The organism is Ruegeria sp. CG8 (assembly GCF_056537165.1).
In genome coordinates, this window is record NZ_JBQFRA010000001.1 from 903,294 (window position 1) to 917,998 (window position 14,705).

13 protein-coding genes are annotated in these 14,705 nt (G+C 61.2%); 1 reads left to right on the forward strand and 12 read right to left on the reverse strand.

Annotated elements, in window-relative coordinates; genetic code table 11:
* Positions 1–13: 13 nt before the first annotated feature.
* The 4 genes from ACR0EF_RS04415 to ACR0EF_RS04430 all read right to left on the reverse strand — a co-directional run bounded on the left by ACR0EF_RS04415 (position 14) and on the right by ACR0EF_RS04430 (position 2,017).
* Positions 14–373: a DUF3302 domain-containing protein gene (locus tag ACR0EF_RS04415; protein WP_170371207.1), complete on the reverse strand. Its 360-nt coding sequence runs from the start codon at positions 371–373 to the stop codon at positions 14–16.
* A 34-nt stretch (positions 374–407) separates the two neighbouring features.
* On the reverse strand, positions 408–977 hold the full coding sequence (locus tag ACR0EF_RS04420; protein WP_170371206.1) for a disulfide bond formation protein B: 570 nt from the start codon (positions 975–977) through the stop codon (positions 408–410).
* 12 nt (positions 978–989) lie between these two features.
* A complete protein-coding gene (locus ACR0EF_RS04425; protein ID WP_170339565.1) occupies positions 990–1,145 on the reverse strand; it encodes a DUF5993 family protein in 156 nt (51 codons plus the stop codon).
* Positions 1,146–1,255: 110 nt separating this feature from the next.
* Positions 1,256–2,017: a DeoR/GlpR family DNA-binding transcription regulator gene (locus ACR0EF_RS04430; protein WP_170371205.1), complete on the reverse strand. Its 762-nt coding sequence runs from the start codon at positions 2,015–2,017 to the stop codon at positions 1,256–1,258.
* Between the two features lie 219 nt (positions 2,018–2,236).
* Here ACR0EF_RS04430 and glpD point away from each other — a divergent pair, with 219 nt between their 5' ends.
* On the forward strand, positions 2,237–3,829 hold the full coding sequence (gene glpD / locus ACR0EF_RS04435; RefSeq protein ID WP_170371204.1) for a glycerol-3-phosphate dehydrogenase: 1,593 nt from the start codon (positions 2,237–2,239) through the stop codon (positions 3,827–3,829).
* Between the two features lie 56 nt (positions 3,830–3,885).
* Here glpD and ACR0EF_RS04440 read toward each other — a convergent pair whose 3' ends face one another.
* The 8 genes from ACR0EF_RS04440 to ACR0EF_RS04475 form a co-directional block, all read right to left on the reverse strand.
* Complete coding sequence (locus ACR0EF_RS04440) at positions 3,886–7,023, reverse strand: efflux RND transporter permease subunit (protein WP_170357584.1); 3,138 nt, start codon at positions 7,021–7,023, stop codon at positions 3,886–3,888.
* Between the two features lie 3 nt (positions 7,024–7,026).
* Positions 7,027–8,205, reverse strand: coding sequence for an efflux RND transporter periplasmic adaptor subunit (locus ACR0EF_RS04445; RefSeq protein ID WP_170339557.1), 1,179 nt, complete (start codon positions 8,203–8,205; stop codon positions 7,027–7,029).
* A gap of 239 nt (positions 8,206–8,444) precedes the next feature.
* A complete protein-coding gene (gene metG / locus ACR0EF_RS04450; RefSeq protein ID WP_170371203.1) occupies positions 8,445–10,163 on the reverse strand; it encodes a methionine--tRNA ligase in 1,719 nt (572 codons plus the stop codon).
* A 69-nt stretch (positions 10,164–10,232) separates the two neighbouring features.
* Positions 10,233–11,456, reverse strand: a complete 1,224-nt coding sequence (locus ACR0EF_RS04455; RefSeq protein ID WP_170339553.1) for an MFS transporter — start codon at positions 11,454–11,456, stop codon at positions 10,233–10,235.
* A 76-nt stretch (positions 11,457–11,532) separates the two neighbouring features.
* A complete protein-coding gene (locus tag ACR0EF_RS04460) occupies positions 11,533–12,132 on the reverse strand; it encodes a YceI family protein (protein ID WP_170338990.1) in 600 nt (199 codons plus the stop codon).
* Positions 12,129–13,343: an MFS transporter gene (locus tag ACR0EF_RS04465; protein ID WP_170339548.1), complete on the reverse strand. Its 1,215-nt coding sequence runs from the start codon at positions 13,341–13,343 to the stop codon at positions 12,129–12,131. The genes ACR0EF_RS04460 and ACR0EF_RS04465 overlap by 4 nt, the downstream gene beginning before the upstream one ends.
* 66 nt (positions 13,344–13,409) lie before the next feature.
* Positions 13,410–14,030: an ImuA family protein gene (locus tag ACR0EF_RS04470; RefSeq protein ID WP_093961848.1), complete on the reverse strand. Its 621-nt coding sequence runs from the start codon at positions 14,028–14,030 to the stop codon at positions 13,410–13,412.
* Positions 14,031–14,081: 51 nt separating this feature from the next.
* On the reverse strand, positions 14,082–14,663 hold the full coding sequence (locus ACR0EF_RS04475; protein WP_170371202.1) for a retropepsin-like aspartic protease family protein: 582 nt from the start codon (positions 14,661–14,663) through the stop codon (positions 14,082–14,084).
* Between the last annotated feature and the right edge of the window lie 42 nt (positions 14,664–14,705).

The window sequence follows — 14,705 nt, forward strand, 5'->3', positions numbered from 1 at the left end:
ATTTCCTTCGGCGTCAGGTTTTCTGTAGGTCGTCTGCAGCAGGGGCCCGGTACTCGTCCTTGACCTGCCCGCCAAGGCGCTCGATCTCCTTGCGGATCGCTTCGCGCTCGCCCTCGGGCAAGCGGCGGATGTCCACGGTCATGCCATCATGATAAGCCCAAATAAAGGCGTGCACCCAGGGGATGATCGCCAGAAACCCCATCCATCCCATCAGTTTGACGGCTTCGGCATGGGGGTGGTTCCGTTTGATTGCGATCCGGCCGGGCAGGCCCATGATGAACAGAAACAAGGCCATGACCGCCGCCAGCAGCAGGATCAGCGCGACGAAAGTCAGGTAGTCATAATAGCCCAGCGGCTGCCCCAGTAGTCCCATCGTCGCGCCTCCTGTCTGGACGGTTGCCCCATCCTCAGTTGTTGGTGTCCAGTTCGTCAATCAATTTGTAGCTGGTCGGCGGGTCGGCGCAGATGCCCGGACCGCATTCTAACAGCGTCGAACCGGCGTTCAGCACCGCAAGACCCAGCATGATGAAGAACGCAACCTTCGCCAATGTGCTGCCGCCAAAGCGTGGTTCCGCGCGCGTGTCCGAAACATACTGCTTCTCGAACATCAGCATGATCGCGGTGCCCAACAGGATCAGGAAAAAGCAGATGGCCGCCCAGGTATAGTAGTGCAGGCCCAACACCGGAGAGCCATAGTGCCCGGTTCCCGGCACGATGTGCAGAAGGATCTGCCGCACCGACACGCTGCCGCCGTAGAGGGCTGCAATCAGAATGATCGCATAGTGTTGGGGCCGCGGGCCATAAAGCAGGTTCAGGCCCAGACCAACACCAACCGCAACGAAGCCAACTCGCTGCAACAGACAGAGCGGGCAGGGCAGTTCGTACAGCTTGAGCTGGTAGACATAGGCCAGCAACAGAACAAGGCTGACGGCCAGCATTCCTAGGGCATTCAGAGTACGGGACAGTTCAGGTGTCATGATCGTCCCTTTCTACAACTGAATTGTCAGTTGGCTGGTGGCGTGAAACTTGAGCCAATAGACGCTCAACGCCAGCGTGAGAAAGAAAACCACGTTCCCGGCCTTTGTTCGTCCAAAGTAATTCAGCGCCATAACGGCTGTAAGTAACGCAAATAAAAGCGCGATCATGGCTCGGTCCTCCCCTCCCGTGCAACGATTGCAATGGTGGTGATACTGTCAGGCCCGCTGCCATCTGGCAAGTTTTGGGATCGTCCGTTCGCCTTAAGTGCGAGCGAAGCCTAGCCGCACACCGCCAATTGGGTCTGCCATTCGCGGCAGCGCGCCGCCAGTTCGGATGTGACGGGAGCGTCTGTGTAGAACGTGTCGATTTCGGACAATGACGTGATGCGGGCCGGGGCCGACCGCTGGAACTTCGAGTGGTCTGCAACAAGGCTGGTATGCCGCGCCTGCGCGATGATTGTCTGGCTGACGTTCACTTCCTGAAAATCGAAATCCAGCAGATCGCCTTCGCTATCCAGCGCAGAACACCCTATGACCGCGTAGTCAAACTTGAACTGACGAATGGTCGAGACAGTCAGATTTCCGATCAGGCCTCCATCTGATCGGCGCAGAACACCACCAGCGACCACGATCTCGCATTCAGGGTTTTCGACCAGAATGTTGGCCACGTTCATATTGTTGGTCACGACCATCAGGTTCTTGTGGGTCAGAAGTTGCCGCGCCACGGCCTCGGTCGAGGTGCCGATATTCATGAACACCGATGCTCCGTCCGGAATGTCGGCGGCACACCGTTTGGCAATGCGTTTCTTGGCTTCGTCGTTCAGTCCGCGGCGGTCTTCGTAACCGATATTCGAAACGCCCGACCTCAGAACCGCGCCGCCGTGAACGCGGTCCAGCATCCCGGAATCGGACAGTTCCGACAGGTCCCGACGAATGGTCTGGACGGTGACATTGAACCGCTCGGCCAGATCCTCGACCGCGACACGTCCGTTTTGCTTGGCAAGGCTCAGGATGTCGGATTGGCGAAAGGACAGGGACATATTCGGCTCCGCGGGTGTGGCTCTGTTCGTTTTTGTTCTTTTTGTACATCGAGCGCAAGCGTTATGTTTTCTTGACTGGGTGCCAAAGAAGATAGAAGTGAACGACAATTAAGTTGCACGAGATGCGACAAAGCGAATAAAAACGAAAATCGAAATTGACTAAACGAGTGTCGGTCGCGTTAATGCGCGCGACCCTTTTGCAAATGGAATCATCAGACCATGGAACAGTCGGACACTCAGATCACCGATCTTTTCATCATCGGTGGCGGCATCAATGGCTGTGGCATCGCGCGCGACGCCGCAGGGCGCGGGTTGAGCGTCACGCTCGCCGAGATGAACGATCTGGCTTCGGCCACTTCGTCAGCTTCGACCAAGCTGTTTCACGGAGGGCTGCGCTATCTGGAGTATTTCGAGTTCCGTCTGGTCCGCGAGGCCCTGATCGAACGTGAAACGCTTTTGCGTGCCATGCCGCATATCAGTTGGCCGATGCGGTTCGTTCTGCCGTATCACCCGGACATGCGGTTTGACTCTGAAACGCCCACGTCGCGCCTGTTGGGGGCGGTCATGCCGTGGATGAAGGGGCGGCGGCCTGCCTGGCTGATCCGTTTGGGGCTGTTCATGTATGACAACCTGGGCGGCCGGAAGATCCTGCCGGGAACAAGTTCATTGAACCTGCGCACGGCGCCCGAGGGTGCGCCGCTGAAGGACAAGTTCGAAACCGCGTATGAGTATTCCGATTGCTGGGTCGAGGATTCAAGGCTGGTGATCTTGAACGCACGCGATGCAGAGGCACGCGGCGCGCGGATCTTGGTGGGCACCAAGGTTCTGTCGGCCGAACGCAGCGAAGATGTTTGGCAGATCACCGTGCAGGATTGCGAAAGCGGTGAAACCCGTGAACTGCGCGCGCGGATGCTGATCAATGCGGGCGGGCCGTGGGTTGGAGACATCATTCGGACAAAGATCCGTTCGAACTCACGCGAGGGCGTGCGGCTGGTGCGCGGCAGCCATATCGTGACGCCGCGTCTCTGCGACCATGACAAATGCTACTTCTTCCAAGGTGAGGACGGGCGCATCATCTTCGCCATTCCCTATGAGCAGGACTTCACTCTGATCGGGACCACTGATCAGGACCACCCCGATCCGTCCGAGCCGCCCGTCTGCACCGAGGCCGAGCAAAATTATCTGTGCGCCTTCGCGTCCAAATACTTCAAGAAGCCGGTCTCGCGTGACGACATCAACTGGACCTACTCCGGCGTGCGCCCGCTGTATGATGATGGCGCCCAAAGCGCCACGGCAGCGACGCGGGACTACACATTGAAAGTGGACGCCGAGGGCGGCGCGCCGGTCCTCAACGTGTTTGGCGGCAAGATCACAACCTATCGCCGCCTTGCCGAAAGCGCGATGGAGAAGGTGGCCGAGCACTTCCCAGACCTCTCTGGCCCTTGGACTGCGGGAGTTGCTCTGCCGGGTGGGGATTTCCCGGTCGACGGGGTAGAGGCACTGGTTGCCGGATTGAAGGCTGACTACGGATTCCTCACCGACAAATGGGCGCACCGTCTGGTACATGCGTACGGCACCGAAGCACGCATTATCCTCGGGAACGCAGTCCAGGCCGATGATCTGGGCGTCGATTTTGGCGCGACCCTGACCGAGCGTGAGCTCGAATGGCTGATCGACAAGGAATATGCCCGTACAGCGCAGGATGTGATCTGGCGTCGAAACAAACTGGGACTGCGCCTGAAACCCGAGCAGGTTGAGCAGATTGAGGCCTGGATGCAGAAGCGTCGTCAGCAACAACGGAAAACCGCTTAATTACCCACCAAAGAAAAACGCCCCGCGGATGTCGCGGGGCGTTTCTTTTTTCTCGGTCAGGCCGCCTTTTCGGAGGGGTCGGGATCCTTGTTCGTGCCCTTGATCCACTCTCGCATGCTCTGCATCACCGCATAGAGGACCGGCACCAGGATCACCCCGAACAGGGTCGCGGCGAGCATCCCGCCAAATACGGCCACACCAATCGCCTTCTGGCTGGCGGCACCAGCACCGCTGGCTGCCAGCAGGGGCACAACGCCCAGCAGGAAGGACAGCGCGGTCATCATGACGGCCCGGAAACGCTGATGCGCAGCCTCGGCGGCGGCGTCCTTGACAGACAGACCCTTGGCCCTCTGCTCCATCGCGAATTCCACGATCAGGATGCCGTTCTTTGACGCAAGCCCCACCAGCATGATCATCCCGATCTGCGTGTACAGGTTGATGTCACTGCCCACGATCGCCACCGCCGCAACCGCGCCGAACAGGGCTACGATCACCGACAGCAGGATCGAGACCGGCATCGTCCAGCTTTCGTATTGTCCGACCAGGAACAAATACCCGAATAGGATCGCCAGCCCCAGGATCACCACGACCAGCCCGCCGGATGCCAGCTGTTGTTGGGCGGTTCCGGTCCATTCAAAGGCATATCCCGGGGGCAGGGCGGTCGCCGACTCTTCTGTCATCACGGTGATTGCGTCACCGGTCGACAGACCTTCTGCCGGAACCGCCGTCACCGTCGCGGAACGGAACAGGTTGTGGCGTTTCAACAGAACCGGGCCAAGCACGTTTTCGACGTCGATGAGCGTTCCCAGCGGGACCATCTCACCGGTGTTCGAGCGGACGTACAGGTTCGAGATGTCCTCGACATTGTCACGATACGACCCTTCGGCTTGGATCATCACGCGATAGACGCGACCGAACAAGTTGAAGTCGTTCACATAGTACGAGCCAAGCTGAGCCTGCATGGTCTGGAAGATTTCGGCGACCGATACGTTCAGAGTTTTTGCCTTTTCCCGATCCAGATCCACGAACAGCTGCGGGACGTTGGCCCGGAAAGTCGTGTAGGCTTGGCCGATTTCAGGCCGCTGGTTGGCAGCGTAGACAAAGGATCCCACGGCCGAGGCCAGATCCTGCGGCGAGCCGCCTCCGGTTTGCTGAACCTCCATTTCGACGCCCGCCGACATGCCAAGACCTTGGATCGGCGGCGGGTTGAATGCGACGATCGAGGCGGCGGATTCGCCGTTGGCGATGGCCAGTACCTTCTGCAGGATGGCGTCCGCCGTCAGATCCTCGTCTTGCCGTTCGTCCCAGTTGTCGAGGTTGACGAACACTGCCGCACCGTTGGTGATGGTTCCGTTCAGCAGTGAGAAACCGTTGATCAGAACGGTATTCGCCACGCCCGGGATCTCGCGGATCTGGTCATCCACGCGTTTGGATACCGCCTCGGTTCTCTCCAGTGTGGCCGCGTCGGGCAATTGGATGTCCACGAAAAGATAGCCGTTGTCTTCAAGCGGCAGGAACCCGCTGGAGGTGTTCGACATGATAGTCACGCCGCCAAAGGCAAAGCCCGCGATGATCCCGAGCGAGACCACGGGGACGATCAGCAGCTTGCGCACGATGGACACATAACCTGCGCGCATCGTCCCGATGAATTTCTCGAACACCGCCAGCAGACCCTTGGGCGGGCCTGAACGTGCCTGAAGGACCAAACCGCACAGCGCTGGCGACAAGGTCAGCGCATTGATGGACGAGATGACGACGGCGGTCGAGATCGTAACCGCGAACTGTGAATACAGCCGCCCCGAGATACCGGGCATGAAGGTCACGGGGACGAAGACGGCCAGCAGAACCAGAGTTGTCGCAATGACGGGGCCAGTAATCTGCCCCATGGCCTTGCGGGTCGCCTCAGCCGGCGGCAGGCCTTCCTCGGCGATGATCCGTTCCACGTTCTCGACGACCACAATCGCGTCGTCAACCACGATCCCGATGGCCAGCACGAGTGCAAAAAGCGAGATTGTGTTCAGCGACATCCCGAACAGCAGCAGGAACGCAAATGTCCCGATCAATGAGACCGGAATCGCCACGGCCGGAATGATGGTCGCCCGCCAACTGCCCAAGAAGATGAACACGACCGAGATCACCAGAATGAAGGTCAGGATCAGCGTCGACACCACGTCGTTCAGCGACTGTTCGACGAAGTCCGTAGTATTGAACGGAACCGCATACTCCACATCGGTCGGGAAGGACCGTGAAAGACGCTCCAGTTCGGCTTCGACGCGGTCGGACACGGCCAGCGCGTTGGCGCCCGGCGCTTGGTAGATGCCGATTACCGTCGCCGGAACGGCCTGAAAATAGCCCGATGCGGCATAGTATTCCGCCCCCAGTTCGACGCGTGCAATGTCACGGACCCGCACGATCGAGCCGGCGTCGCCGGTCCGAATGACGATATCGCCAAACTCCTTGGCCGATGTCAGGCGGCCTTTGGTCTTGATCGTGTACTGAAAGGTCTGACCTTCAGGCACCGGCGGGGCGCCGATCGAGCCAGCGGAAACCTCGATGTTCTGTTCGCGAATGGCCGAGATCACGTCACCCGGCGTGATGGAAAGGGCGGCCATCTTGTCGGGATCCATCCAGATCCGCATCGCGTATTCCAGGTTGGTCAGAACGTCGGCCTTGCCCACGCCCTGCACCCGTGCCAGCGCATCCTTGAGGTTGATCGACGCGTAGTTCGACAGGAACACGCTGTCATAGGTGCCGTTGGGCGAGGTCAGGGTGACCAGCAACAGCATGTTGGTCGACGCTTTCTGCGTCACCACCCCCGACGAGGTGACTTCGGTCGGCAGCGAGGACATGGCCTGCGCCACACGGTTCTGCACATTGACCGATGCGATGTCGGGGTCGGTGCCCACCTCGAACGTGATGTTCAGCGAATACGAGCCGTTGTCCGAGGATGTGGACGTCATGTAGATCATGTCATCCACGCCGTTGACCTGCGCTTCGATCGGCGCGGCAACCGTGTTTTCAACGGTTTCGGCGTTAGCGCCAGTGTACGTCGTCGTGACGCTGACCACCGGCGGGGTAATGTCCGGGAATTGGGCAACCGGCAGGACCATGTAGCCGATCGCCCCCATGATTGTCAGCACAAGCGAGATCACAAGTGCCAGCTTGGGCCGGCTGATGAACAGGGCGGAAAACATCAGTTATTCTCCCGGCTGTTCAGAGGCGACAACGGCGTCAACGGCAACACCCGGGCGCACCCTTTGCAGCCCTTCCACGATGACGCTTTCGCCCTCGCGCAGACCTTCCTTGACGATCACGGCAGAACCGACCGTGTCGCCGGTCGTGATGTAGCGCTGTTCGACCATCTGCTTGTCGTTGACGACCAGCACAAACTCTCCGCGTTGATCTCGCTGCAGGGCAGCTTGAGGGATCAGCACTTCAAGTGTGGGTTCAAGCGCTTCAATGTGAACGTTCAGAAAGGCGCCATCCACGATCAGACGTTTGTCGTTTGCAAACTCGGCGCGCAGGGTGATCGCGCCGGTCAACGGGTCGATCCGGTTGTCCACGAACACGATCTTGCCGGTTTCTTCCAGCTCGGTACCATTGGGCAGCGTAAGCCGGACAACCGGGCTCTTGTTGCTTTCAGCAAGGGTGGAGGCGGTCTCACCAACGGTCTGAAGAACGGAGGTGAACTGCTTTTCATTCAACGAGAAATTCACGTAGATCGGCGCTTCGCTGATCAGGTTGACCAGCGGTTCCGTGTTGGGGCCGACCACGTCGCCGACGCTGGTGCTGATCCGACCGATCCGGCCGGAAAACGGCGCGTGGATCTGCGTGTAGTCCAGATCAAGCTGCGCCTGTTGAATGGCTGCGTTGGCCGCTTTGACTTCGGCTTCGGCGACCAACTCGTTCGCGCGGGCAATGTCGCGCTCGGATTCCGGCGTTGCGTCGCGCCTGTACAGTTCTTCCTTGCGGGCCAAGTCGACCTTGGCCAGTTCCAGATTGGCTTCGGCCCGATCAAGATCCGCTTTTCGGGCGTCCAGCGTGGCCTGGTACAGGTCGGGCTCAATGGTAAACAGCAGATCACCCTCGTTGACCAACGAGCCTTCTTCGACATTCCGGCTTTCCAGGAAACCGCTGACCCGTGCGATGATGTCCACGTTGTCCGTGGCTTCGGCCCGCCCGATGAAAACAGCCTCCTCGGTGATTTCCTGTGTGTATGCGGCCGCAATCGAAACCTTGGGCGGCGGTGCATCCGACTGATCCTGGGCAAATGCGACCGGTGTAAACGCAAGGCATGCCAGCAGTGTCGCGCAAAGGCCGAGACGCGAGAGCGTTCGATTGCTGGTCGTGTGGGTAAGCGTCTTTTCAACGGTCATTGCGAGTGCCTCATTCAAACCGGGATTTGGGTCGAGCCGGACCGTTCCTGAAGCCCGAGTCGACTAAACTCCAAGTCAGGATGGAGGCATTGTTGAAAATTCTCAAGTATTTGAATTTTAAACGCTCGAACCCTGTCCGGGGATGTCTCGGCCGTCGAACCAATTTCGTCCGACGATTTCATCGGATCGGTCGGGTCAGTTGGCTGAAAAAAAGGGGACCGCCGGCCCCCTTGCTGTACTCAGCTCCGCACTCCGGCAAAGCGTGTTTGCCAATCTTCGCGCTGTTCGTCGGTGATCTTGGCGAACAGAACGTCCGGCACCGTGAACGCGTGTCCGGCGGGCAGGGCGCTCAGCGCGGCCTCCACGTCCTCGGGCCAGCTGGTATCGAGCGTGTTCATCGCGCTCAGCATTCTGGCCGAAGTTTCAGGGATGAACGGCGCGCTGAGTACTGCATAAAGCCGGATCAGGTTCAGGCCCAGCCGCACCTGCGCGGCGGCCTGTTCCGGGTCTTCTTTGAAGGTGGACCAAGGCGCAGCGGCCTGCAGGTATTCGTTGCCCGCAACCCAGATCGCACGCAGTTCCTGCGCCGATTTGCGGACCTCCATCGCCTCCATGTGCGCCTCGTAGGCGCGAATGCGCTTGGTCAGTTCCTCGCTCAGCGCCTGTTCGCGTTCACCGTATTCGCCACCGGACGGAACCTCTTCACCGAATTTCGAGCGGCAGAACTTGGTGATCCGGCTGACGAAATTGCCCAACACGTCCGCCAGGTCCTTGTTGACCGATTGCTGGAAGTTCTCCCAGGTGAATTCGCTGTCGCTGCTTTCGGGCGCATGGCTCAGCAGCCACCAGCGCCAGTAGTCGGCGGGCAGGATGTCCAGCGCCTGGTCCATGAAGACGCCGCGGCCCTGGCTGGTCGAGAACTGTCCGCCGTCATAGTTCAGATAGTTGAACGACTTCAGGTGATCGACCAGCTTCCACGGCTCACCCGAGCCGAGGATGGTGGCCGGGAAGGACAGGGTGTGGAACGGCACGTTGTCCTTGCCCATGAACTGCACGTAACGCACGTCGTCGGCGCCCTTGTCGGTGCGCCACCAGCGTTCCCATTCCGCATCCGACTTGCCGTGGGCGTCGGCCCATTCCTTGGCGCAGGCGATGTATTCGATCGGCGCGTCGAACCAGACGTAGAAGACCTTGCCCTCCATGCCGGGCCAGTCCTCGTCGCCCTTCTTGACCGGGATGCCCCAGTCCAGGTCACGGGTGATGCCGCGGTCCTGCAGGCCGTCGCCGTCATGCAGCCATTTCTTGGCGATCGAGGTGGTCAGCACCGGCCAGTCAGTCTTGCCGTCGATCCAGGCGTCCAGCTGATCCTTCATCGCCGACTGGCGCAGATACAGGTGCTTGGTCTCGCGCACCTCAAGGTCGGTCGAGCCGGAAATCGCGCTGCGCGGGTCGATCAGGTCGGTCGGATCCAGCTGCTTGGTGCAGTTTTCGCACTGGTCGCCGCGCGCCTTTTCGTAGCCGCAGTTGGGGCAGGTGCCTTCGATGTAGCGGTCGGGTAGGAAACGGCCGTCGGCGTTGGAATAGACCTGCTTTTCGGTCACTTCGCGGATCAGCCCGGCCTCGGCCAGCTTGCCGGCGAAATGCTGGGTCAGCTTGTGGTTCTGCGGGCTGGACGACCGGCCGAAGTGATCGAAGCTGAGGCCAAAGCGTTTGGCGATGTCGGCCTGCACCTCGTGCATCTCGGCGCAGTATTCGGCCACCGGCTTGCCCGCCTTGGCGGCGGCCAGTTCGGCCGGGGTGCCGTGTTCGTCGGTGGCACACAAGAACATGACCTCGTTTCCGCGGCCGCGCTGGTAGCGCGCGAACAGATCCGCCGGCAGCTGCGAGCCGATCAGGTTGCCAAGGTGCTTGATCCCGTTGATGTAGGGAATTGCCGAGGTAATGAGAATCCGAGCCATGTTTGGTTTCCGCCTAACTGTCTGCGCGCGCTCTATCAAACCGGATCGGGAAATCCCAGCCCCAGAATGCTATCGCCCTTCGCGCGAGCGTTTCAGCAGGCGGCCGATGGTGAAGGACGTGCGCGGCGCGTAGACGTAGTTGGTGCGTTCCTCGGGCGTCGGGCGCGAGCGCATCCGGGCCAGTCCAAAGATGATCAGGACCGCGTGGCCCAATGCCACGAAGGCAAACAGCGCGCCGGGGCCGAATTGCTCGATCAGCGTCGAGGAAACATAGGGCGAGGCGATAGCCCCCAGCGCATACCAGAACATCAGCGCCGCCGACAGTTCCACCCGCTGCTCGGTGGTGGCGAAGTCGTTGGCATGCGCGGATGAGATCGAGAATATCGGAAAGGTCGTTATTCCGAACAATCCGGCGGCCAGCATAACGCCCACAGTGCCCGTGCCGCTGGCGGCCATGGTGATGCTGCAACTGATAACAGCGGCAATCGACATCCAGATCAGCACCCAGCGGCGGTCGTATTTGTCGGCCAGCCACCCGACCGGATACTGCGCCAGCGCGCCGCCCAGAACAAAGGCGGCCAGAAAGAACGCGATCTGATCGACGCCCAGCCCAACCTCTTGTCCGTAGACGGGACCAACCATCCGGAACGAAGCAGAGCTGATGGCCGAGACGATCACTCCAGCCACCGCCAAGGGCGAGCAATGCCAGGCCAGCTTGGGCCGCAAACGCGGTGCGTCCGGGGTTTCAGGCTGGCTGGCGCGCGTCAGGGTCAGCGGCAGCAACGAAGCACAGCACAGGATGGCCAGCAGGTTGTAAGAGACATAAGAGGCAGGCGGCAGAACGGCGATGATCAACTGCGCGCTGAGCGAGGCTCCCATATCGGCCAACCGATATGTGCCCATGGCGCGGCCGCGGGTTTCGTTGGTGACTTTGGCGTTCAGCCAGGCCTCGATAACCGTATAACAACCCGCCACGCAGGTGCCCGAGGCAATGCGCAGCGCGGCCCAGGCATAGGGGTTTTCGGTCAGCGTGTGGCCAATCAGACCCATCGCGCCCAGAGCCGTGCAGACCGCAAAGGCGCGCGAGTGCCCGATGGATCCCATCAACCTTGGCGCCCACCAGCATCCCGCGAAAAAGCCCAAGAAGTGAGCCGAGCCCAAAAGGCCGATCTGTTCGGTCGAAAACCCCAGCGTCAGGCCGGATATCGCGTCCAGTGGACCCACGCCGCCCGTGGAAAGCTGCAATAGAATGACCGAAAGAAAAAGGGCGGCGAATGAGATGATGGTACGCATGGGTCCAGTAGATGTCCGAATGGCGCATGACGATGCGCGCGGCTATTCGACTTTGTGGTGTCGTTTTCCGCCAGTTTCAGGGTTTTCTGCGAATTTCGGTTCGTATGTTCAATCCCACAGTTTCGTCGACCAGGTCCGCATAGCCGGTGGCGCCGAAATCGTTCCGGTTCAACGCGCCGGTCAAATGGATGAACAGCCGGTCCAGATCGTCCTTTGCGGAACCCGGCGGGCGATAAAGCGCGGCATCGAGAGTGATCGGACGTGTCACGTCGCGCACCGTCAAATCGCCGGTGACGGTCGCTCCGTCGGAAATGCGTCCGCCGGGGCCAAGGCTGACGGCCGTCGAGACGAAGTGGATAGATGGAAACCGCGCGGCATCCAACACGGATCGGCTTAGCATCGGGCCGCGTGCAAACGGCAGTTTCGTGCGCGCCTCGGCGACGTTCAGGACGACGTCGACCATGCTGTTGCGCAGGTTTTTCGTGTCCACCAGAACATCAGCGGTCTGGATCGGCATGGTGCCGGTCTGGGCCGAGCCAGCCAGACCGAATGTGAATTCGATCAATGTCCCTTGTGTTTCAAGTATATACGGAACCGGTGCGGCCACGGCGTGCCGCACCAAGGGCAGCGATGCCAGCCCCGCCAGTACCAGAGTTCGGCGGGTCAGGCGGCTCATGCCGGAACCCGCCCCTGGCGCGGCCGCGAGCGCATCAGCAGTGTCGCAATAATGGCGATGTTCAGCCCGTTCCACAGGATCCCGTTCACGAAGGCCAGTTCATACTGCCCGGTCACGTCATAGATCCAGCCGGACATCCAACCACCCAGCGCCATGCCCATGATCGTCATCATCATGACGAAACCGACGCGCGCGCCGGCTTCTTGTGGGGGCATGTATTCTCGGACGACCAGCGCATAGCTGGGCACGATGCCGCCCTGCGCCAGTCCGAACAACAGGCTGATGACATAGAGCGACACCATTCCGTCATAAGGCAGGAACAGGAACAGGGCGATGCATTGCAGGATCGACCCGATCAGCAACGTGTGAACGCCGCCCAGCTTGTCTGCGACCAGCCCCGAGATGATCCGGCTGACGACACCGCCCATCAGCATGAGCGACAGCATCTCGGCCCCGACCGCCGGGCCATAGCCCAACCCTACGCAGTAGGAGACGATGTGGACCTGCGGCATCGACATGGCGACGCAGCAGCCGATTCCGGCGAGGCCCAGCACATATTGCAGGGTCCGCGGCGACAGGCCGACGCTGCGCGCGTTGATCTGCGCGGCGGCTGCGGCGGTGCCATGCGCCTCGGCTGGGACCTGCCGGCGCAGCAGCAGCGACAGCGGGATAACCACGATCAGGGTGATGACCGCCAATGTCAGATAGACCTGCTGCCACCCGTCGCGGGCAAGGATACCGGACAGGAGCGTGGGCCAGATCGCTCCGGACAGATAGTTTCCGCTGGCCACCAGCGCCACGGCGATCCCGCGTCGGCGCAGGAACCAGTGCGAGATGTCGGCGATCAGCGGGCCGAACCCGACGGCGGTGCCCAAGCCCAGCAGCAGATGCGCCACCGACAGCATCGTGATCGTCGGCGCCCATGTCGCCAGCAGATAGCTGAGCGCGCTGAGGCCTGCGGCACCGATCAGCGCCTTGGTTACGCCCAGCCGGTCCACCACCTGACCCAGCCACATGTTGCCAAGCGCAAATCCGATCATGGCCAGCGTGTAGGGCATCGAGGCTTCGGCCCGGCTGGCGCCGAACTGGGTCTCGATCGCGGGCATCACCACGATCACCGCCCACATGCCCACATTGGCAACCGCCGCGATGGCCAGCGTGACCAGAAGGCGAAGCCAGGAATAGCGGCTGTCGTGGATCGGGTGGGTCATTCCGGCACGCTAGGGGGCGGGATGCGGTTTGACCAGTCACAACTTGCGTGATCCATGCCCGGTCGGTCAGGCGCAGGTTTCCTCGGCGCCGATCCGTTGCAGGTGCAGCCCGGCGCGCGGCGCGGTCTGGGTGGCGTGCCAGCTGACCGGGGGCAGGGCGCGGGCGCGGCGGCGGGTTAGGGTCCAGCGGCGGGTCTGGCCCGTGTGCGCCGGGGCCATGTGCCAGCGTGTCTCGATCCCCTGCGCGCCGCCGTCGCCGGGGGTCAGCAGCAGCCCCAGCGGGGCCTGACCCATCGTGCCTCCCTGTTCGGCGGCCAGATGCATCCGGCGCACCGGCGTCAGACCCGGTGCCCCCGGCAGATCGCCGATCACCAGCGGCACCGCCCCGCTGCGCAGCGCCTCTTCGATGCACCACAGCAGGTCCTCGGCCCGGGTGGGACGGACGAACAGGAAACGGGCGGGATCGGCAAAGGGCATCATGCCGTCGGGGTTCAGCTGATCGGCCTCCCACGCGGGCGAGATCCACAGAACCGGCCCCTGCGCCTGACCGGCCAGCCACATGGCAAAGCTGCGCCGCGCGGGGCCGCAGGCCTCGTGCACGCGGGCCAGTTGCAGCGAAATCTCATCATGCAGGGTCAGCCCCGGCGCCGCGCGCGCCGGTTTGCGGCCAAGAAGATGCGTGGACATGGCCGAATGCTAGCATGTTCGGGTTTTGTTCTCAATCCCGAAAGCCGCCGTTCAGCGCGACAGGATCATCCGGCCATCAGAAAACTGGATGTTGGAAAAACGGTGCAGGTAATCCATGCCCAGTAGGGACTGGTCCAGATCCCCTCCGTTGATCCATGCCGGAACATTTCGGTCTGTGATGGGCCCCAAAGCCAGGCTGTCGAGGCGCACAGGCGCAGTCTGGACCACCCCATTTGCGGTCGAGGCACGCCCGTGAAAGGTCAGCTGACCGGTATCGAATCCGACGCGCTCCGCGTCCTGCGGGCTCAGCACGATCTGGCTGGCCCCGGTATCCACCAGGAATGTCACCGGTTTGCCATTCACCAGCATCGGCAAGTAGTAGTGCCCGTCGAACGAGCGGGGTACTTCGATCACATCTCCGGTCACGGACATCTGCGGAGATACGCCAACGGTCGAGCGGATGTCGCCCCAAAGGCCGACAACGGCAATGATCCCGATGAAGATGAAGACCCAGGCCATAGCCATCTGCAGGGTCTTCCCCAACGACTGCCGATTGTGAGTGAAGAACCACATCAGCAGTGCGGCTCCCAGCAGAACCAGATAGGCCAACCGTCCAAAATCGCTACCATCCATGCGGGCACCCGAAACCTTCTTTCATAAGGTCAATATGGGGTT

Bases quoted from the DNA above. Each gene is read 5' to 3' on its own strand.
- ACR0EF_RS04415 (WP_170371207.1), bottom strand. From the start codon at position 373: ATGGGACTACTGGGGCAGCCGCTGGGCTATTATGACTACCTGACTTTC.
- ACR0EF_RS04420 (WP_170371206.1), bottom strand. From the start codon at position 977: ATGACACCTGAACTGTCCCGTACTCTGAATGCCCTAGGAATGCTGGCC.
- ACR0EF_RS04425 (WP_170339565.1), bottom strand. From the start codon at position 1,145: ATGATCGCGCTTTTATTTGCGTTACTTACAGCCGTTATGGCGCTGAAT.
- ACR0EF_RS04430 (WP_170371205.1), bottom strand. From the start codon at position 2,017: ATGTCCCTGTCCTTTCGCCAATCCGACATCCTGAGCCTTGCCAAGCAA.
- glpD (WP_170371204.1), top strand. From the start codon at position 2,237: ATGGAACAGTCGGACACTCAGATCACCGATCTTTTCATCATCGGTGGC.
- ACR0EF_RS04440 (WP_170357584.1), bottom strand. From the start codon at position 7,023: ATGTTTTCCGCCCTGTTCATCAGCCGGCCCAAGCTGGCACTTGTGATC.
- ACR0EF_RS04445 (WP_170339557.1), bottom strand. From the start codon at position 8,205: ATGACCGTTGAAAAGACGCTTACCCACACGACCAGCAATCGAACGCTC.
- metG (WP_170371203.1), bottom strand. From the start codon at position 10,163: ATGGCTCGGATTCTCATTACCTCGGCAATTCCCTACATCAACGGGATC.
- ACR0EF_RS04455 (WP_170339553.1), bottom strand. From the start codon at position 11,456: ATGCGTACCATCATCTCATTCGCCGCCCTTTTTCTTTCGGTCATTCTA.
- ACR0EF_RS04460 (WP_170338990.1), bottom strand. From the start codon at position 12,132: ATGAGCCGCCTGACCCGCCGAACTCTGGTACTGGCGGGGCTGGCATCG.
- ACR0EF_RS04465 (WP_170339548.1), bottom strand. From the start codon at position 13,343: ATGACCCACCCGATCCACGACAGCCGCTATTCCTGGCTTCGCCTTCTG.
- ACR0EF_RS04470 (WP_093961848.1), bottom strand. From the start codon at position 14,030: ATGTCCACGCATCTTCTTGGCCGCAAACCGGCGCGCGCGGCGCCGGGG.
- ACR0EF_RS04475 (WP_170371202.1), bottom strand. From the start codon at position 14,663: ATGGATGGTAGCGATTTTGGACGGTTGGCCTATCTGGTTCTGCTGGGA.